Source organism: Erwinia artemisiae (genome assembly GCF_051400835.1).
Classification (GTDB): Bacteria; Pseudomonadota; Gammaproteobacteria; order Enterobacterales; family Enterobacteriaceae; genus Erwinia; species Erwinia aeris.
Map to the genome: position 1 here is coordinate 18,003 of NZ_JBLFFM010000002.1, position 19,992 is coordinate 37,994.

The following is a 19,992-nucleotide window of genomic DNA, read 5'->3' on the forward strand; positions in this document are numbered from 1 at the left end:
CTCCGGCACGTTATTCAGCCAGCATCGGGCCCAGCGGACGACCGCCAACCAGATGCAAATGGATATGATAGACTTCCTGTCCGCCATGCTGATTGCAGTTCATGATCAGACGATAGCCGTCCTCGGCGATCCCTTCCTGTTTAGCGATTTTCGCGGCCACCACAATCATCCGGCCCAGCGCGGCTTCATGCCCCGCCACCGCATCGTTGGCGGTAGGGATCAGGATATTCGGCACGACCAGAATGTGCGTCGGCGCTTTTGGCGAGATATCGCGAAAGGCCGTGACCAGCTCGTCCTGATAAACAATATCGGCCGGGATTTCGCGGCGGATAATTTTACTGAAAATCGTTTCTTCAGCCATGATGCATGTCCTTAAGCTATGAGATGAGTTACGGCAGTATGAGCGAGATATTTGTTTTCTTTCAACCTTCCGCTGGCTTTTCTTTACTGTCTGCCGCTTTTCGCGGCGCTGACCGCAGATTTAACGCCTTACGTGACGCTTTGCGCGAGTAACGTTTGCCTGTTTCGGGTGTTACAAGGATAGCAAGAAGAGACGGCGGTCCGATGTCAGCTGCCGTATTGAGACGGAGCGATTATGCCGATGCTGGTGTTGGTGCTGCTGGCGCGCTTGTCTGGATTGGATGGATGAATCGCGGCCTTTTTGGCGGCTGACATTTACGCCGGATAAAAAAAGCCCCACTCGAAGGTGGGGCTTTTTGTTTTATCTTACCGATTGATTACTGTTTGCGGATGTACTCATCCATCTCGGTTTTCAGGTTATCGGATTTGGTGCCGAAAATGGCCTGAACGCCGGAACCCGCCACGACCACGCCCGCTGCGCCAAGCTGTTTCAGACCGGACTGATCCACTTTGGATACGTCCGCCACGCTGACGCGTAAACGCGTGATGCAGGCATCAAGGTTAGTGATGTTCTCTTTACCACCGAAAGCGGCAACCAGGTTAGCAGCCATTTCACTGGAATTACCTGCCGTTTGCGTCGTTGAAGTTTCTTCACGGCCCGGCGTTTTCAGATTCAATTTAACAATCAGCACGCGGAACACGGTGTAGTAAACCAGACCGTACAGGATACCGATAATCGGGAACAGCCAGATACGGCTGCTGTTGCCGCTCAGCACCACAAAGTCAATCAGGCCGTGCGAGAAGCTGGTGCCGTCGCGCATCCCCAGCAGGATACAGATAGGGAAAGCCAGACCGGCCAGGATAGCGTGGATCGCATACAGGACTGGCGCCACGAACATAAAGGAGAATTCGATTGGCTCGGTGATGCCGGTCAGGAACGAGGTCAGCGCGGCGGAAATCATGATGCCGCCCACTTTCGCACGGTTTTCTGGTTTAGCGGAGTGCCAGATAGCAATCGCTGCCGCAGGCAGGCCGTACATTTTAAACAGGAAGCCGCCGGAGAGTTTGCCCGCGGTCGGGTCGCCTGCCATATAGCGCGGGATATCGCCGTGGAAAACCTGACCAGCCGCATTGGTGAACTCGCCGATCTGCATCTGGAAAGGCACGTTCCAGATATGGTGCAGACCAAACGGCACCAGAGAACGCTCAATTACGCCGTAGATACCGAAAGCGACTACCGGGTTCTGATAGGCGGCCCACTGTGAGAATTCCTGAATGGCGGTACCAACTGGCGGCCAGATAAAGGAAAGCAGGATACCGATAAAGATCGCCGTGAAACCGGAGATAATTGGAACAAAGCGCTTACCCGCAAAGAAACCGAGATATTCCGGCAGCTTGATACGGTAGAAGCGGTTAAACATATAGGCTGCTATCGAACCGGCGATAATACCGCCCAATACGCCCGTATCGGCGAGATGCTTCGCTTCGATCTCCCCGGCTGGCATATGCAGCACCAGCGGTGCTACGACCGCCATCGTTTTTACCATGATGCCGTAGGCCACCACCGCCGCCAGCGCAGAAACGCCGTCATTGTTGGTAAAGCCCAGCGCCACGCCGATGGCGAAAATCAGCGGCATATTGGCAAAGACGGATCCACCTGCTTCCGCCATAACGTGAGAGACAACGGCGGGCAGCCAGCTGAAGTTGGCGGAGCCTACGCCAAGCAGAATACCGGCAATCGGCAGCACCGATACCGGCAACATCAGCGATTTACCGACCTTTTGCAGGTTTGCAAATGCGTTTTTGAACATAGTGTGAAACTCCTGAGTATGGGTGCTTTACGCGCTTTTCAACGCGATATAACGGGGGGAGGACCCGCTATGGGTGGAGCGCTTTGCGCCCTCGTGATTTATTACGAACTGTAAAATAATTCCGAAAGCATTTGTTTGACGGTTATCACGTTTCACTGAACAACCGCCTGCTATGTAGTTTAATTCCCGGAAATTTGCCAGTTTTTGCCCATTCAAAAGCCGTATCGCCCACAAACAGGCGATACGAACTGCTTTTTTTACAAATTTATTACGAGCAATAAAATAAAGCGATTAGTCGGTAAGGCGGCTCATCGGCACGTGGAAAAGGCGGGAGAAATTCGCTGTGGTGGCTTCGGCCAGCGTTTCAATACTGACGCCTTTCACTACGGCCATATAGTCCGCTACATCGCGCGTGTAAGCTGGCTGATTCTCTTTGCCGCGGTAAGGCACGGGCGCCAGATAAGGCGAGTCGGTTTCCACCAGCATGCGATCGAGCGGAACATAGCGTGCCGCCTCGCGGATCGTTTCCGCATTGCGGAAAGTGGCAATGCCGGAAAACGAAATATAAAAGCCCATATCCAGCAGCTTTTCCGCCGTTTCCCGATCTTCCGTGAAGCAGTGCAGTACGCCGCCGCACCCTTCCACCTTCTCTTCTTTCAGGATCGCCAGCGTATCCTCGCGCGCATCGCGCGTATGCACAATAACCGGTTTATTCAGATCGCGACCGATGCGAATATGCTCGCGGAAAGAGGCCTGCTGCTGCGCCATGGTTTCTTTCTGATAGTAGTAGTCCAGCCCGGTTTCGCCCATGGCGATAACACGCTCGTCGGCGGCCAGCTGGCGCAGCTCGGCAAAATCATAAGGTTCATCCTGATTGAGCGGATGCACGCCGCAGGAGTACGCCACGTTGGGACGATCGCCAATCAGGTCGGTCATCGCTTTATAGCCGGGCAGCGTGGTTGCTACCGCCAGCATAAACTTCACGTCGCGTGCGGCGGCTTTCGCCAGCACGTCATCCACATCGCGGTGTAGGCTATCATAATTCAGGCCGTCAAGATGACAGTGGGAATCGACTAAAAACATAATTATTCTCTGGTTCGTTAGCCGACCACGGAAGCATGGAGCATTTGCTCCCACGCCAGCAGCTGGTCGGTCAATAAGAGTTCACGGTTTACGGCTACCACGTTCAGCAGGCGATCGCGGCACAGGAACCATTGGCGAATGCTCTCATCCAGCGCGCTGGCCGGTAGCTGACGGGCAACCTCCGCCACCAGCGTCTGGCTGTCGGCATTGGCGATAAAGCGCCCGCCGCCCTGCTGCCATTTCAGCGCGTCCACCAGCAGCGCGCAGAGCCAGCCGGTACGCGCCGCCGCGTCGTCGTGGTTCAGAACGGGCAGCAAGGATAGCATATCTTTTTGCAGCGCCCCCGGCAGCGCCTCGCACAGCGCCTGCCGCGCCGCCCAGCTTTTTTCCAGCAGCGTTTGCGCCGCTGCAGGCGCGCCACCGCTTAGCCGCAGCGCGGTCAGGCAATCCTGCTGTGATGCGCCAGCCTGCTTTTGCAGCCAGCTCAGGCTTTGCGTCTCGTCCGGCGCGGCCAGGTGAACGCTTTGACAGCGGCTGCGCAGCGTGGCCAGCAGCTGTGACGGCTGCTGGCAGCAGAGCAAAAACCAGGTGTTCACCGGCGGCTCTTCCAGCGTTTTCAGCAGCGCGTTGGCGGCGGCCTCCGTCAGCTGAGCGGCATCGGGCAGCCAGACCACTTTCGCTCCGCCCTGCTGGGCATGATGGAAGAGCTTCTCCGTAACGCCGCGCACCGCATCAATACCCAGCGAGCTTTTGCCCTTTTCCGCCGACAGTTCGTACCAGTCCGGATGCGTATGGGCCTGCATCAAACGACAGGCGTGGCACTCTCCGCAGCTTTTCAGCCCGTCTCTGCGCTGGCACATCAGCCAGCGGCTGATCCCCCAGACCAGCGAGGCATCGCCCATGCCCGGCAGCGCCTGGAGCAGCAGCGCGTGGTGTCCGCGTCCGGCCTGATGCTGGCCGACGATCTGCCGGTAAGGCTGGTTAAGCCACGGATACCAGATCATGACCGTACCTGTAGCCACTGCGCCAGCGTCTGTCGGATAGCGGCGGAGACGCCCTCTATATCCTGCGTGGCGTCGATAGTTTTAATGCTTTCGTCCGCGGCGGCCAGCGTCAGATAGCGTTCACGCGTGCGGGTAAAGAAGTTCAGCGACTCCTGTTCGATCCGATCTAATGCGCCTCGCGAGCGGGCGCGTTGCAGACCGATTTCTGGCGTCACGTCCAGATAGAGGGTCAAATCAGGCGCGAAATCACCCAGTACGCTCTGTTTCAGCTGCGCCATCAGACGGATATCCATGCCTCGCCCGCCGCCCTGATAGGCCTGAGAAGAGAGATCGTGGCGATCGCCAACCACCCAGGCGCCGCGCGCCAACGCCGGTTTAATGACATTCTCCACCAGCTGCACTCGCGCCGCGTAAAGCATCAGCAGCTCCGCGCGGTCGGTGATCTGCTCGCCTTCAATCCCCTGCTTGATCAACTCGCGGAGTTTTTCCGCCAGCGGCGTGCCGCCCGGTTCGCGGGTAAAGACGATATCCTCAATGCCGTGCTGTTTAAGCGTCGCAACGATGGTATCCCGAGCGGTCGTTTTGCCCGCGCCTTCCAGCCCTTCGATAACGATAAAATTACTTTTCATTTTTTTCCTTGAGCAGCAGGCGCCACGCCTGGACCGCGCGATTGTGGCTCGCCAGGTTAGTGGTAAAAGTGTGTCCGCCTTTGCCGTCCGCAACAAAATAAAGGAAGTCCGTTTTTTCCGGATGCGCCGCGGCTTCCAGCGAGGCTTTGCCCGGCGTGGCGATAGGCCCCGGCGGCATGCCGGCAATCACATAGGTGTTATAGGCCGTCGGCGTTTCCAGATCCTTGCGCGTCAGCGTGCCTTTATAGCTGTCGCCCATACCGTAAATCACGGTCGGATCGGTCTGCAAACGCATTCCCAGCCGCAGACGATTGATAAATACCGAAGCGACCTTGCTGCGCTCTTCGCCCAACGCCGTCTCTTTTTCCACAATCGACGCCATGGTTAACAAATCATTTTTATCTTTATAGGGCAGCCCGTCCGCTTTGTTCTGCCACAGCGTATCGACGATTTTTACCATCTGGCCGTGAGCCCGCTCCAGGATCGCCACGTCCGTGGTATTGGCGGTGTAGGAATAGGTATCGGGATAGAACCAGCCTTCGACGTTTTGCTCCGACATTTTCAGCGTCTGACCCAGCGTGGTCAGTTTATCGTCAGCCAGCGTGTGTTTGATATAGGGCGCTGCGCGCAGCTGCGCCAGCCACTCCTGCATCCGCGACCCTTCGATAAACCGGATCGGGAACTGCGCCTCTTTACCGCTGGAGAGCAGCGCCAGCATCTGGCGTACCGTCATACCCTGCGTGAAGCGATAGGTACCGGCTTTAAAATTCGCCAGCTCCGGCTCCAGCTTGAGCAGCCAGCCAAACCAGATGGAATGCGGAATAATTTTTTGCCTGTTCAGCTCGGCTTCCAGCACCACGCGGCCCGATCCGGCCGGAAGCGTGAAAATCGTCTCATGGTTAATCGAGAGCGGCGAACCGGCCAGCTGCTTAATTTGCCAGTAGCTGAAAGCCAAACCGGCGATAACAAGCGCGACGATCCCGCCGACTAGTTTGCGTTTTACTGTCATAAATTTCCCTGAAAATCGTGCTCATTGATCCGATTAAACAACGTTCTTGAGCGATAAAACCGGTTGTCTATCTCCACTACCGGCAGCACTGGCATCAGCGCATTGGTGATAAAAATTTCGTCCGCTTCTTCGAGGATCTGTGGCGGTACGCTGACTTCACTGACTCTGACACCCTGCGCGGCCAGCAGCCGCATCACCCGCTGACGCTGGATACCGTTTACGCCGGCCTGCGTCACGTCGGGGGTAAAAACTTCCTCGCCTTTACGCCAGAATAAATTTGCCGCACAGCATTCCACCAGCAGCCCCTGAGTGTCAAGGACCAGCGCTTCGTCAGCGCCGGTCTGCTCAAGCTCTGTGCGAATGAGTACCTGTTCCAGGCGATTAAGATGCTTGATACCGGCTAACTGCGGATTGCGGCCCAAACGGATGGTGCTTAGCGCCAGCCTTACGCCCGTCTGGCGCAGCTGATGATAATGCGTCGGATAGTCCGACAGCATAATGATGCGTGAAGCCTGCTGGCAGCCGCTGGCGCTGTAGCCCCGGCCGCCGACACCGCGAGAAACAATAACTTTAAGCACGCCGGTTGTACGCGTCGCGGCGGCTATCTTCATCTCTTGCCGCAAGGCTTGCCAGTCAACATCACGGATTAGCAGGCGCTCGCAGGCCTGCTGTAATCGTTCAAGATGCGCGCGCAGGTCAAAGACTTCACCCTGCTCTATACGGGCCGTAGTAAAACAGCCGTCACCAAACTGTACGGCGCGGTCCCTGACGGACAAATGCTCCTGAGGCTGACCGTTTATCCAGATCATCTGCTCTCCTTATTTGCTACGCGCAAGCTTACCTGCATCCTCGCGTAGATTCACGTCCGTTTAAACGGCTAAAGTAGCGTGGGGATAAAACAAAAAAGGCCCGCATTTGCGGGCCTTTTTTCACAACAGACAATCAGATTTTCCGGAAGATCAGCGAGCCATTAGTGCCGCCAAACCCGAAGGAGTTGCACAGAGCGTACTCCAGTCCTTTAACCTGACGCGCCGTATGCGGCACAAAATCCAGATCGCAACCTTCATCCGGGTTATCCAGATTGATGGTAGGCGGAATGACCTGATCGCGCAGTGCAAGGATAGAGTAGATGGATTCTACTGCTCCCGCCGCGCCTAACAGATGACCGGTCATGGATTTTGTGGAGCTGACCATTACGTCATACGCCGCAGCGCCAAATACGGATTTCACAGCCTGCGCTTCTGCCACATCGCCCGCAGACGTCGAGGTGCCGTGTGCGTTGATATAGCCGATTTTTTCCGGCGACAGCTGTGCATCGCGCAGGGCGTTTTCCATTGCCAGCGCCGCGCCCGCGCCGTTTTCCGGCGGCGAGGTCATGTGGTAAGCATCACTGCTCATGCCGAAGCCAACCAGCTCGGCGTAAATCTTCGCGCCGCGCTTTTTAGCATGTTCGTATTCTTCCAGCACGACGATACCTGCCCCGTCGCCCAGCACGAAGCCGTCACGGTCTTTATCCCACGGACGGCTTGCCGCCTGAGGATTGTCGTTACGGGTAGAAAGCGCACGTGCCGCGCCAAAGCCGCCAATGCCCAGTGGCGTACTGCCTTTCTCTGCGCCGCCGGCAATCATGACGTCGGCGTCGTTGTAGGCAATCATACGCGCAGCCTGACCAATGTTATGCACACCGGTTGTACAGGCGGTAGAAATGGCAATGCTCGGCCCTTTCATGCCGTACATGATAGTCAGATGACCGGCAATCATGTTCACAATAGTGGAAGGCACAAAGAAAGGACTGATTTTACGCGGACCGCCGTTCACCAGCGAGGTATGGTTTTCTTCTATCAGACCAAGACCGCCGATGCCGGAGCCGATAGCGGCGCCGATACGGTGCGCGTTCTCGTCAGTAATGACCAGACCGGCATCCTGCATAGCCTGCATACCAGCAACAACGCCGTATTGAATGAAGGCGTCCATCTTGCGCTGATCTTTACGCGAGATAAACTCCTCGCAGTTGAAATCCTTTACTAAGCCAGCAAAACGCGTTGCGTAGGCACTGGTTTCAAAATGGTCGATCGGGCTGATGCCACTCTGACCGGCAACAAGAGCATTCCAGGTAGACTCTACGGTATTGCCGACAGGAGACAACATGCCAAGACCGGTCACAACTACACGACGCTTAGACACGTTCGTCCTCCAGGGAGGGGATAAAAGAGAATCAGTGGGACCTACAGATAAAACTCAGGCGGTCGAGCGACCGCCTGGAGATGCTCACTTACGCCTGGTGACCATTGATGTAATCAATAGCAGCCTGAACGGTAGTGATTTTCTCAGCTTCTTCGTCCGGAATCTCGGTATCAAACTCTTCTTCCAGAGCCATTACCAGCTCAACGGTATCAAGAGAATCAGCGCCCAGATCTTCTACAAAAGAGGCAGTGTTAACAACTTCTTCCTGCTTAACGCCAAGCTGCTCGCCAATGATTTTCTTAACGCGTTCTTCGATAGTGCTCATACTATTAAATTTCCTATCAAAACTCGCTTTCGCGATGGTTTTCGTAGTGTATAAAATGTTGAAAAAGATGCAACTAAATCCCGGCTGGTCAAACCACGAATTTACGCTATTTTGCGGGCATTACCGCAAATAACGCAAATAGTTTTCGCGATTATCAGACCATATACATTCCGCCGTTGACGTGCAGCGTCTCACCAGTGATGTACGCCGCCTCGTCAGAGGCTAAAAATGCAACGGCACTGGCGATTTCCTGCGCGCCGCCTAAGCGACCCGCCGGCACTTCCGCCAGGATGCCCGCACGCTGCTCTTCAGTCAGCGCACGCGTCATGTCGGTTTCAATGAAACCGGGAGCCACAACGTTAACGGTAATACCACGTGACGCGACTTCACGCGCCAGTGACTTGCTGAAGCCGATCAAACCCGCTTTTGCTGCCGCGTAGTTTGCCTGACCCGCATTACCCATTGTTCCAACAACGGAGCCAATGGTAATAATTCGGCCCACGCGTTTTTTCATCATAGCGCGCATTACCGCTTTTGACAGGCGGAATACGGAAGTCAGATTAGTGTCCAGGATATCCTGCCACTCGTCGTCCTTCATACGCATCAGAAGATTATCACGCGTAATGCCAGCATTATTGACTAAAATGTCCACTTCGCCAAATTCTGCGCGAATATTTCCCAACACTTCGTCAATAGACGCGCTGTCGGTAACATTCAGCAGCAGGCCTTTGCCATTGCTGCCCAGATAAGCGCTGATTGCATCCGCACCGCTCTGGCTGGTAGCGGTACCAATCACCTTCGCGCCACGCGCGACCAGGGTTTCTGCAATCGCACGGCCAATGCCGCGGCTCGCGCCGGTCACCAGCGCAATTTTTCCTTCGAAGCTCATCTTCATCCTCTTTTTACTGCTCGATCGCCGCTGACAGGCTGGCCGCATCGCCGATCGCCGTTGCCGTCAGGGTGTCTACAATTCGTTTTGTCAGGCCGGTCAGCACTTTGCCAGGCCCTGCTTCCAGCAGCGACGTAACGCCCTGCTGCGCCATGAACTCTACGCATTCAGTCCAGCGAACCGGGCTGTAGAGCTGGCGAACCAGCGCGCTGCGGATCGCTTCAGGCGACGTTTCGCACTTAACATCCACGTTGTTGACGACCGGCACGGTTGGCGCGCTAAAGACAATCGCCTCCAGCGCGACGGCCAGCTTGTCCGCAGCGGGCTTCATCAGCGCGCAGTGCGACGGGACGCTAACCGGCAGCGGCAGCGCACGTTTTGCGCCAGCGGCTTTACAGGCTGCGCCAGCGCGTTCTACCGCCGCTTTGTTGCCCGCGATAACAACCTGACCCGGCGAGTTAAAGTTCACCGGAGAAACAACTTCGCCCTGCGCCGACTCTTCGCAGGCTTTAGCGATAGCCGCGTCGTCCAGACCGATAATCGCCTGCATGGCGCCCGTGCCTGCCGGCACCGCTTCCTGCATCAGTTTGCCGCGCAGTTCGACAAGTTTGATCGCTTCTTTGAAGTCGATCACGCCTGCGCAAACCAGCGCACTATACTCGCCCAGGCTGTGTCCTGCCAGCATTGCAGGCTGAGATCCGCCTTTTTCCTGCCAAACGCGGAAAATAGCAACAGATGCAGCCAGCAGAGCGGGCTGCGTCTGCCAGGTTTTGTTCAGTTCTTCAGCAGGGCCGTTTTGCACCAGCGCCCACAGATCGTAACCCAGCGCGTCGGAAGCTTCGCGAAACGTCTGTTCTACCAGCGCGTTTTCTGCCGCCAGTTCGGCCAGCATACCCACGGTCTGCGAACCCTGACCTGGAAAAACCATAGCAAATTGCGTCATTGTTATATCCTGTTAATCAAAAACGAACCAGCGCCGAGCCCCAGGTGAAACCGCCGCCAAAGGCTTCCAGCAGAATAAGCTGACCTGGCTTGATGCGGCCATCGCGCACCGCTTCATCCAGCGCGGTCGGCACAGAGGCGGCAGACGTGTTGCCGTGACGATCGAGCGTGACCACGACCTTATCCATTTCCATACCCAGCTTGCGCGCGGTAGCGCTGATAATACGCAGGTTGGCCTGATGCGGCACCAGCCAGTCAATCGCTTCGCGCTCAAGGTTATTGGCCTGCAGCGTTTCTTCAACGATATGCGCCAGCTCCGTCACGGCAACTTTGAAGACTTCGTTGCCGGCCATGGTGACGTAAGAAGGCTGTGCCTGATTCTCACGATCCTGGTTAGCCAGCGTCAGCAGCTGCCCGTAGCGGCCGTCGGCGTGCAGATGGGTGGAAATGATGCCCTGCTCTTCGCTGGCGCCAAGCACCACGGCGCCCGCGCCATCGCCGAACAGAATGATCGTGCCGCGATCCTCAGGATCGAGCATACGCGCCAGCACGTCGGAACCAATCACCAGCGCATTTTTTACCGCACCGTTTTTAATGTACTGATCGGCGACGCTCAGGCCGTAGGTGAAGCCCGCACAGGCCGCCGCCAGATCGAAAGACGCGGCGTCTTTAATATCCAGCATTTGCTGGATCATGCAGGCGGAGCTTGGGAAGGCGTGGCTGGAGGAGGTCGTTGCCACCACAATCAGGCCGATATCGTCTTTATCGATACCCGCCATTTCCAGCGCGCGCTCGGCGGCATGAAAGCCCATCGTCGCCACGGTCTCGTCGGGCGCAGCGATGCGACGTTCACGGATACCGGTACGGGTGACAATCCACTCGTCCGACGTATCCACCATTTTTTCCAGATCGGCGTTAGTCCGCACCTGTTCAGGCAAATAGCTGCCCGTACCGATAATCTTTGTATACATGTCCGCTCAGTCACTCTTAGGTAATACAGTTTCAAGGCGGGCGGCAATCCTTTCCGGAAGTTGCCGCCGCACCGCCTGCTCTGCCTGTTCTATCGCCGCAACAAATGCGCGCTGGCTGGCGCCGCCGTGGCTTTTTACCACGGTTTTGCGTAGCCCTAACAGGCAGGCGCCATTGTACTGGTCGGGGTTAAGATGACCGAAGCGCTTAGCCAGGCGTTTTTTCAGCAAACGCCCCAGCAGCGACAGCCACCAGGCCCTTTTTTTACCTTCTGGCGATTGCAACAGCGAAAGAAACACTCTGACCACGCCTTCCATTGTCTTTAACGTGACGTTGCCGATGAAACCATCGCACACAAGGACGTCCGTTTTCCCGGTAAGGAGTTCGTTGCCTTCGAGGTATCCAATATAGTTAATTTCCGGCGCGTCACGCAGAATACCTGCGGCGTCCCGAATCGTTTCCAGACCTTTGGTTTCTTCCTGCCCAATATTCAGCAGCGCAACGCGCGGTCGGCTGATGGCCAGCACTTCTTCCGCCATGACCGCACCCATTATCGCGAATTGCACCAGCATAGCGCTATCGGAATTCACGTTAGCGCCTAAATCCAGCAGCACCGTTTTGCCAGCCCGTACGTTGGGCAGCACGGTCATTAGCGCCGGACGCTCGATACCGTTTAACGATCCGAGCATGAGCTTGGCCAGCCCCATCAGCGCGCCGGTATTGCCTGCGCTGACGCAGGCGTCGGCCTGTCCTTCTTTTACCAGCTCAAGCGCCACGCGCATTGAGGAACCCCGGCTATGGCGAATAGCCTGTGCCGGTCTGGCATCACTGGCAATAACCGACTCGGCAGGAATAATCTGTAGACGTTCCCGGAGCGCGGAATCAGCTTTTGCGAGTAATGACGTGAGTGTGTCGGGATCGCCGACCAGAAGAAGATGTAGCTGCGGATCGGACGCCAGTGCCTGCATTGCCGCAGGCACTGTCACGCAGGGACCGAAGTCCCCGCCCATGGCATCAATCGCCAGGGTCAAACGTGTCAAAGTATCGCCGGCTGGGCCGTGAGTTACTTAACGATGACCTTGCGACCGCGGTAGTAACCATCCGCAGTGATGTGGTGACGCAGATGCGTTTCGCCAGAAACTTTATCTACGGAAAGAGTGGCAGTGGTCAGCGCATCGTGTGAACGACGCATGCCACGTTTGGAACGGGTTGGTTTATTCTGTTGTACGGCCATGGACCTTACTCCTATTACTTACGCTTTAAACTGGCTAATACGGCAAATGGGTTTGGTTTTTCCGCCTCTGCAGGCAACTTGCCAAAGACCATGTCCGCCTCGGACACTTCACAGTGTTCAGAATCATGCACCGGAACGACCGGCAGGGCGAGGATAACTTCATCTTCCACCACCGCCAGCAGGTCGATTTCGCCAAACTCGTTGACTTCGACCGGCTCGTACGCTTCCGGCAGTGCCTCCGCCTGCTCGTCATTGACGATCGGGCTGAAGCAATACGTTACGTGGACAGAATGCGGAAAGTTCTGGCCGCAGCGTTGACAACACAGCGTAACGGAGACCGCCGCAGTGCCTTTCAGCACCGCTAAACGCTGATTGTCGATTGCGAACGACATCGAACATTCTACATCGCTATCCACACTCACTACCGATTCGGCAAGACGCTCCACCTGTTCAGGGGTGTAAACGCCCTGGTAGTCCAGGCGTTTCTGAGCGGTGCGAACCGGATCGAGAGTCAGGGGTAATTTTACCTTTTGCATAGGGCGCGCATATTAACTTTGTAACGAGTTAGAGTCAAAGAAAAAGGCCGTTTAACAGCATCTTTCACCCATTATTCGCAACCAGTGCGGCGCATAGTTTAAAATGTCCTGCACTCCTGCGCTATCTATTCCGGAAAAAATTATGACACAGCTGGTTCTGGCTTCAACCTCCCCTTTCAGAAAAGCCTTGCTTGAGAAACTGGGCCTCGCTTTTATTACCGCAGCGCCGGAGGTGGATGAAACGCCGCAGACCGGCGAATCTGCGATAGATCTGGTGCAGCGCCTTGCCGGCCAGAAGGCCCGCGCGCTGGCGGCAAGCTATCCTGACCATCTGATTATAGGCTCCGACCAGGTTTGCGTAATAGACGGTAAAATAACCGGAAAACCGCATACGGAAGAGAAAGCCTGCGAGCAGTTACGCCAGGCCAGCGGCCATAGCGTGATTTTTTATACCGGCCTTGCGCTTTTTAATAGCCGGACGAAAAGCATAAAGGCGATCTGCGAACCTTTCAGCGTGGATTTCAGATTATTAACGGAGCAGGAGATTATTAATTATGTTCGCAAAGAGCAGCCTCTGGGCTGTGCAGGCAGCTTTAAGAGCGAAGGATTAGGTATTACGCTGTTCGACAGATTAACGGGCCGCGATCCTAATACGCTGGTCGGGCTGCCGCTAATCGCGCTTTGCGAAATGCTGCGCGAGGCGGGAATGGATCCGCTGGCAGGTTAGGATCCTGTCGGCTCGGCAGCTTCTGGCTGGTCAGAAATTTTGAGGCTGGCAGGTCGTTTCTGGCTTGTCAGGAGGTTCAAGGCTATACGTAAGTCCTCACGGGCTAAGTCGCTTTAGCCTGTAAGAAAGCGGGAGGGGCCATCCGGAACCGGGACACGCAAAAAACGTCATCCCTGACACGCTCGGTTCGCTTATCCGGACAGCGCCTCCCGCCATTAGCCTTAGCGTAGCGCCAGGGAGGAATCGCTTAAAAACAGGGCCTGCAATTTATCACTGATTTATTGAAGGCATATTATTTAAGACATACGATCGTCCGTTATCTCTCACTGGCGAACCGTCTTTACCGCTGTCGATTGCCAGAACCGGTTATGACCTGCCTTTACTGACGCTGAGCATCCATGCCAATGTCGAATAACGCTGCACTAAAGATCACTTCGCCGGAGAGGTTTTTCGCAATACGGCCAGGCAGTGCTTCAGCTCATCATCCAGCGGCGCTTCCACTCGCATCACTTCTCCGCTGTTCGGATGGGTGAACTTAAGCGCGGCGGCGTGCAGAAACAGCCTTTTCAGACCCGTTCCCGCCAGCTGAGCATCGAAATCTCTTTCGCCATAGCGATCGTCAAAGGCAATCGGATGCCCCGCATGCAGCGTGTGTACGCGGATCTGGTGCGTCCGCCCGGTAATGGGGCTGGCTTTGACCAGCGTCGCCTTTTCATAACGCTCTTCAACTTTGAAACGCGTTTCGGAAGGCTTGCCTTCGCTACTTACCCGCACCACGCGCTCGCCGCTTTGCAAAATGTTTTTCAGCAGCGGCGCCTGCACCGCTTTTACATGGGAAGGCCACGAGCCGCGCACCAGCGCCAGGTAGTCTTTCTGCATCCCCTTTTCACGCAGCTGTTCATGCAGCGAACGCAGCGCGGAGCGTTTTTTTGCTACCAGCAGGATGCCAGAGGTATCGCGATCCAGACGGTGCACCAGCTCCAGGAAACGCGCCTCCGGACGCAGCGCCCGCAGGCCCTCGATTACGCCGAAGCTTAGCCCGCTGCCGCCGTGAACGGCGGTGCCTGAGGGCTTATTCATCACCAGGATATAATCGTCTTCATAAACGATAGCGTTCGCCAGCGCGGCCACCTTATCCAGCTTTGGCGAAACGGCCGCTTCTTCGCGTTCTGCGACCCGAACCGGTGGAATACGCACTTCATCCCCGGCTTCCAGCTTGTATTCCGGCTTAATGCGTCCTTTATTTACCCGCACTTCGCCCTTGCGCAAAATGCGATAAATCATGCTTTTCGGCACGCCTTTTAGCTGCGTGCGTAAAAAATTATCGATGCGCTGCCCCGCGTCATCGGCGGCGATAGTCACAATTTGAACTGCTGGAGTATTGGTTTTCATGGTTGGCGATTCTAAATAGAGCGTCAGCATAGCGCCACTTCTTTTTCTGTGCTTAACTGACAGTGACCTCTGCCGCAGAAGGTTTATGCCTGTTTTTTCGGCAATTTGCTGAAAAGCGCTGCAAATCGTTTTAAAAGCTGGAATAAACTTCGCAGAGCGGGAAAAGTCACCTTGCTATCACAAGCTTAGCAGTGGAATAATGATTCCGTTTTACTGGCTCAACGCATGTGAAACAAGAGAATAGCGTTATAAGAATTTTGCCGGATCGTACATACACGCAGCAATGGCGTAAGACGTATTGTGCAATCAGGCATTTAGCGGGCTGCGGGTTGCAGCCTGGACGACAAGACGGGACAGGTTCACTCTGGTACCACTGGTGGTTATCCCTCTTTATAAACGCGCTGTTTTTCCAGTTGAAAAGCAGGCTACCGAGATTTGCGCCCCTTGAGCTGGCGACAACCGGGAGGTTGACGGCTTTGCGATGAGACACGGGGCCATCGGTTTAGACGCGTCCAGCGTTACTATGCCCGTAGCTTTGTCACTAATGTAAGAATAATGAGTAAGTTACGATGAAAAGAATGTTGATCAACGCAACTCAACAGGAGGAGTTGCGTGTCGCCCTTGTAGACGGACAGCGTCTGTACGATCTGGATATCGAAAGCCCAGGACACGAACAGAAGAAAGCCAATATCTATAAAGGTAAAATTACCCGCATCGAACCCAGCCTTGAAGCCGCCTTCGTTGATTACGGCGCTGAGAGACACGGTTTTCTCCCTCTGAAAGAAATCTCCCGCGAAAACTTTCCTGCCAACTATTCCTCTCATGGCCGTCCTAATATCAAAGACGTGCTGCGTGAAGGTCAGGAAGTTATTGTTCAGATTGATAAAGAAGAGCGCGGCAATAAAGGCGCGGCGCTGACTACCTTTATTAGTCTGGCCGGCAGCTACCTGGTGCTGATGCCGAACAATCCGCGCGCGGGCGGCATTTCCCGCCGTATCGAAGGCGATGACCGCACCGAGCTGAAAGAAGCGCTTTCCGCGCTGGATCTCCCGGAAGGCATGGGTCTGATCGTGCGTACCGCAGGCGTCGGCAAATCCGCCGAGGCGCTGCAGTGGGATTTAAGCTTCCGTATGAAGCACTGGGAAGCGATTAAAAAGGCCGCCGACAGCCGCCCTGCTCCCTTCCTGATCCATCAGGAAAGCAACGTTATCGTTCGCGCCTTCCGCGACTATCTGCGTCAGGATATCGGCGAAATCCTTATTGATAACCCGAAAGTGCTGGAGCTGGCTCGCCAGCATATCGCCGCGCTGGGCCGTCCCGATTTCAGCAGCAAAATCAAGCTGTACACCGGCGAAATCCCGCTGTTCAGCCATTACCAAATCGAATCGCAAATCGAGTCGGCCTTCCAGCGTGAAGTGCGTCTGCCTTCCGGCGGCTCTATCGTTATCGATTCCACCGAAGCGCTGACCGCTATCGACATCAACTCCGCGCGCGCTACCCGCGGCGGCGATATCGAAGAAACCGCCTTTAATACCAATCTGGAAGCGGCGGATGAAATTGCCCGCCAGCTGCGCCTGCGTGACCTGGGCGGCCTGATTGTTATCGACTTTATCGATATGACGCCGGTTCGCCACCAGCGCGCGGTAGAAAACCGCCTGCGTGAAGCCGTGCGCCAGGATCGTGCCCGTATCCAGATTAGCCATATCTCGCGTTTCGGCCTGCTGGAGATGTCGCGTCAGCGCCTCAGCCCGTCGCTGGGCGAATCCAGTCATCACGTCTGCCCTCGCTGTAGCGGCACCGGCACCATCCGTGATAACGAATCGCTGTCGCTTTCTATTCTGCGTCTGATTGAAGAAGAAGCGCTGAAAGAGAACACCAAAGAAGTCCACGCTATTGTTCCGGTACAGATCGCATCCTATCTGCTGAATGAGAAACGTGAAGCGGTAAGCGCCATTGAAAAACGCCAGGGCGGCGTGCGCGCGATTATCGTGCCTAACGATCAGATGGAGACACCGCACTACTCCGTGCTGCGCGTGCGCAGCGGCGAAGAAACGCAGACCCTCAGCTATCATCTGCCAAAGCTGCATGAAGCCGAAATGGCGCTGCCTTCGGAAGAAGAGCACGCCGAGCGCAAACGTCCTGAGCAACCAGCTCTGGCCGCGTTTGTAATGCCGGATGCGCCGCCTGTGCCGCACGAGCCGGAACCAGAAGCGCCTGTCGAGCCTGCTGCTGTCGCTCAGCCTGCCGCCGCGCCTGCTGCTAACGAGCCGGGCCTGGTCGGCCGCTTCCTGCGTGGCCTGAAGAAGATGTTCGCTGCCGAAGAGAAGCCAGCCGAACAGCCTCAGCCTGCCGCCGTGGTGGAAGAAGAAGAGAAAGCGCCGGAAGCTACCCCGCCGCGCAGCGAGCGTCGTAACAACCGCCGTCAGAATAACCGTCGCGACCGCAACAATGGCGATCGTTACGGTGACCGTAGCGAGCGTAACGACCGCAACGGTGAACGCAACGACCGTAACGGCGAGCGTAACGACCGCAACGGTGAACGTAACGACCGCAACGGCGAGCGTAATGACCGCAATGGCGAGCGTAATGACCGCAACGGCGAGCGTAATGACCGCAACGGCGAGCGTAATGACCGCAATGGCGAACGTAACGACCGCAACGGCGAGCGTAACAACAATCGCAACAGCAATCGTAACGAGCGCATGGTGCGCGACAGCGATCCGCAGGCGGAAGCACGCGAAGAGAATCGTCGCAACAAACGCAACGTCACGCCGCAGGATGATGCGCCGGTCAGTGAAGAAGTTCGCAACCAGCAGCGTGAAGAGCAGCAGCAGCAACGCCGCGAACAGCGCGCCGAGCGCAAACGTCGTCAGGAAGAAAAACGCCTGGCCGCTCAGGAAGAAAAAGTTGAAAGCGCACTGCCAGAAGAAGAAGCGGCTGTCGCTGTTGAACAGGGTGAAGAGCAGGTTCAGGTAATGCCGCGTCGTAAGCCGCGCCAGCTGAGCCAGAAAGTGCGTATCGAGACGGCTGAGCAAACCGCAGCCCGCTCTTTCGCGCCGGAAGAAGCCGCGCCAGCTGAAGAACAGCAGCCAGCCCTGACCGAAGCGGTGGATATCGTGGAAGCTGATGAGGAAGAGCGCGACACCAACAGCATGCCTCGTCGTTCACGTCGTTCGCCACGTCATCTGCGCGTTAGCGGCCAGCGTCGTCGTCGCTATCGTGACGAGCGTTACCCGAACCAGTCGCCGATGCCGCTGACCTTTGCCGCCGCTTCCCCGGAAATGGCTTCAGGTAAAGTGTGGGTCTCCTATCCGGTAGCCCATATCTCTGATAACCATGAGATTGAGCAGTCGGTAGTGCCGGATTACGGTCACGAAGAGACGGCCGCAGCCGTTGCCGTGGCGGTCGCTGAAAGCCTGCCGCAGGACGTACAGGACGAAGCGCAGCCGGTACATATCGCTGAGCCAGTCTCTGTCGAGCCAACAACATCGGCTGAAATCGCTGCTGCCGTAGCGCCAACAGCCGTAACCGACAACGCTGCGATTGCTGCGCCGGTGAATGAAGAACCTGCCGTTATCTCCGCCGCTGACGAAGAAGTCGCACAAGAGGTTGCACAGGCCGCCTTCCCGGCTGCGGAACCCGCAGAAAGCGAAGCTGCCGATCGGGCTTTCGCCGCCGACGTCAGCGAGCAAACAGAGCAGCAGGTAGCCGAAGTGCTTAACGCGCCAGAAGTCAAAGCACCCGTAGTGGCTTCCGAGCCGCACGCGCCGGTTGCCGGTCGCGACGAGCCTGCTTCTGCGTCCGCACAGGCTGAAGCCGCAGCGCCAGCAGCGCAGACTGAGGCTCCGGCCCAGGCTGAAGCGGCAGCGCCAGCAGCACAGGCTCCGGCACAGGCTGAAGCAGCAGCGCAGGCTCCGGCTCAGGCTGAAGCAGCAGCGCAGGCTCCGGCTCAGGCTGAAGCAGCAGCGCCAGCAGCGCAGGCTCCGGCTCAGGCTGAAGCCGCAGCGCCAGTAGCTCAGGCTCAGGCTGAAGCAGCAGCACCAGCAGCGCAGACTGATGCTCCGGCTGAAGCAGCAGCGCCAGCAGCCCAGGCTGAAGCACCGCGTGTTGCTTCCGCTGCGCCAGCGCGTCCTCAGGCACCTGCTGAAGCCGCTCCACAGGCTCAGGCAGCACCGGCGTCAACAACAGCCGTTGCTGAAAAAGCGCAGCCTGAAGTTGCCGCGCCGGCCTTTAAACATCATGCCACGGCACCGATGACCAAAGCGCCAGCGCCTGAGTACCAGGCAGAACCTGCTCGCAACAGCGACTGGGTGCGTCCTTCCTTCAACTTTGAAGGCAAAGGTTCCGCAGGTGGTCATGCCGCCACTCATCAGGCGACGGCTCCGGCTACCCGCCCTGAGTAAGCAGCAAGGCTGATAAAAAGCCCCGGTCACTGACCGGGGTTTTTTTTTGCCTGAGCTGGCGCAATACTATGCTGGCTGCACGATATGCGCCGCTTCTCCGCTATTAATCATTATTTTTGATAGTAATTATCCGCGCCAAACGCTCGATTTCCGGCCTTGGTCGGGATCAGGCCGGCCAGGCGGCTACGCGATGGCGTTGCCGATTATTTTTCACGCTATGACGTGCTGATTACGTAAGTGCTGCCAGTTCCTGCTCATAAACATGGCGTTGAACAGTTTACTATTGCGGGGCAAAGCGTTGACGCAACCTGTCTGCAAGGGGCGACGGTGCCGCTTAACATAACCGGTTTACCCGGCGTGTCGCTTCCTTTTGGTACGGGCAGTGCAGATTGTCAGCAAATGACATGCAGAAGCGACTGTTTTACACGTGGTTTCGTTACCGGAAGCGGTTACTCCGGTGAAGGGATGCCATCCGGCATTGTCATATCCCGCCGC

At 56.5% G+C, this 19,992-nt stretch carries 18 protein-coding genes; 2 read left to right on the plus strand and 16 right to left on the minus strand.

Features of this window, described 5'->3' with window-relative positions; translation table 11 throughout:
* Positions 1–10: 10 nt before the first annotated feature.
* From hinT to yceD, 15 genes are all read right to left on the minus strand, one after another.
* Positions 11–361, minus strand: coding sequence for a purine nucleoside phosphoramidase (gene hinT, locus ACMGEE_RS04640; protein ID WP_253454585.1), 351 nt, complete (start codon positions 359–361; stop codon positions 11–13).
* A gap of 376 nt (positions 362–737) precedes the next feature.
* Entirely contained in the window at positions 738–2,171 is a 1,434-nt protein-coding gene (gene ptsG, locus ACMGEE_RS04645; RefSeq protein WP_253454588.1) for a PTS glucose transporter subunit IIBC, read from the minus strand.
* 291 nt (positions 2,172–2,462) lie between these two features.
* On the minus strand, positions 2,463–3,254 hold the full coding sequence (locus ACMGEE_RS04650; RefSeq protein ID WP_394150114.1) for a metal-dependent hydrolase: 792 nt from the start codon (positions 3,252–3,254) through the stop codon (positions 2,463–2,465).
* 17 nt (positions 3,255–3,271) lie between these two features.
* Positions 3,272–4,258, minus strand: a complete 987-nt coding sequence (gene holB, locus ACMGEE_RS04655; RefSeq protein WP_301252730.1) for a DNA polymerase III subunit delta' — start codon at positions 4,256–4,258, stop codon at positions 3,272–3,274.
* Complete coding sequence (gene tmk, locus ACMGEE_RS04660; protein ID WP_253454591.1) at positions 4,255–4,887, minus strand: dTMP kinase; 633 nt, start codon at positions 4,885–4,887, stop codon at positions 4,255–4,257. Before tmk ends, holB begins: the two co-directional genes overlap by 4 nt.
* On the minus strand, positions 4,877–5,896 hold the full coding sequence (mltG, locus tag ACMGEE_RS04665; protein ID WP_253454592.1) for an endolytic transglycosylase MltG: 1,020 nt from the start codon (positions 5,894–5,896) through the stop codon (positions 4,877–4,879). Before mltG ends, tmk begins: the two co-directional genes overlap by 11 nt.
* Entirely contained in the window at positions 5,893–6,705 is an 813-nt protein-coding gene (gene pabC, locus ACMGEE_RS04670; RefSeq protein WP_436829753.1) for an aminodeoxychorismate lyase, read from the minus strand. Before pabC ends, mltG begins: the two co-directional genes overlap by 4 nt.
* A 133-nt stretch (positions 6,706–6,838) precedes the next feature.
* On the minus strand, positions 6,839–8,080 hold the full coding sequence (gene fabF / locus ACMGEE_RS04675; RefSeq protein ID WP_125290770.1) for a beta-ketoacyl-ACP synthase II: 1,242 nt from the start codon (positions 8,078–8,080) through the stop codon (positions 6,839–6,841).
* A gap of 88 nt (positions 8,081–8,168) precedes the next feature.
* Positions 8,169–8,405 carry an acyl carrier protein gene (gene acpP, locus ACMGEE_RS04680; RefSeq protein WP_004157115.1) on the minus strand — a complete coding sequence of 79 codons (237 nt, stop codon included), beginning with the start codon at positions 8,403–8,405 and terminating at the stop codon, positions 8,169–8,171.
* 154 nt (positions 8,406–8,559) lie between these two features.
* The gene (gene fabG / locus ACMGEE_RS04685; RefSeq protein ID WP_125290771.1) at positions 8,560–9,294 is read right to left on the minus strand and encodes a 3-oxoacyl-ACP reductase FabG; all 735 of its coding nucleotides are present in this window, start codon (positions 9,292–9,294) and stop codon (positions 8,560–8,562) included.
* Positions 9,295–9,307: 13 nt separating this feature from the next.
* Positions 9,308–10,237, minus strand: a complete 930-nt coding sequence (gene fabD / locus ACMGEE_RS04690) for an ACP S-malonyltransferase (RefSeq protein WP_301252721.1) — start codon at positions 10,235–10,237, stop codon at positions 9,308–9,310.
* Positions 10,238–10,253: 16 nt separating this feature from the next.
* Positions 10,254–11,207 carry a beta-ketoacyl-ACP synthase III gene (locus tag ACMGEE_RS04695; protein ID WP_125290773.1) on the minus strand — a complete coding sequence of 318 codons (954 nt, stop codon included), beginning with the start codon at positions 11,205–11,207 and terminating at the stop codon, positions 10,254–10,256.
* Positions 11,208–11,213: 6 nt separating this feature from the next.
* Positions 11,214–12,245, minus strand: a complete 1,032-nt coding sequence (gene plsX, locus ACMGEE_RS04700; protein ID WP_301252720.1) for a phosphate acyltransferase PlsX — start codon at positions 12,243–12,245, stop codon at positions 11,214–11,216.
* Positions 12,246–12,268: 23 nt separating this feature from the next.
* Positions 12,269–12,439 carry a 50S ribosomal protein L32 gene (rpmF, locus tag ACMGEE_RS04705; RefSeq protein ID WP_013025362.1) on the minus strand — a complete coding sequence of 57 codons (171 nt, stop codon included), beginning with the start codon at positions 12,437–12,439 and terminating at the stop codon, positions 12,269–12,271.
* Between the two features lie 14 nt (positions 12,440–12,453).
* Positions 12,454–12,975 (minus strand): 23S rRNA accumulation protein YceD, encoded by a 522-nt coding sequence (gene yceD / locus ACMGEE_RS04710; protein ID WP_125290775.1) that lies wholly within the window; start codon positions 12,973–12,975, stop codon positions 12,454–12,456.
* Between the two features lie 142 nt (positions 12,976–13,117).
* Between yceD and ACMGEE_RS04715 the strand changes: the two genes are divergently transcribed.
* Positions 13,118–13,702, plus strand: a complete 585-nt coding sequence (locus ACMGEE_RS04715) for a Maf family protein (RefSeq protein WP_253454597.1) — start codon at positions 13,118–13,120, stop codon at positions 13,700–13,702.
* A gap of 429 nt (positions 13,703–14,131) precedes the next feature.
* Here the strand turns inward: ACMGEE_RS04715 and rluC are convergent, their stop codons facing one another.
* The gene (rluC, locus tag ACMGEE_RS04720; protein WP_253461018.1) at positions 14,132–15,094 is read right to left on the minus strand and encodes a 23S rRNA pseudouridine(955/2504/2580) synthase RluC; all 963 of its coding nucleotides are present in this window, start codon (positions 15,092–15,094) and stop codon (positions 14,132–14,134) included.
* Between the two features lie 569 nt (positions 15,095–15,663).
* On the opposite strand from rluC, the gene rne reads away from it, so the two are divergent.
* Positions 15,664–19,497 carry a ribonuclease E gene (gene rne / locus ACMGEE_RS04725; RefSeq protein ID WP_436829754.1) on the plus strand — a complete coding sequence of 1,278 codons (3,834 nt, stop codon included), beginning with the start codon at positions 15,664–15,666 and terminating at the stop codon, positions 19,495–19,497.
* Positions 19,498–19,992: the final 495 nt, after the last annotated feature.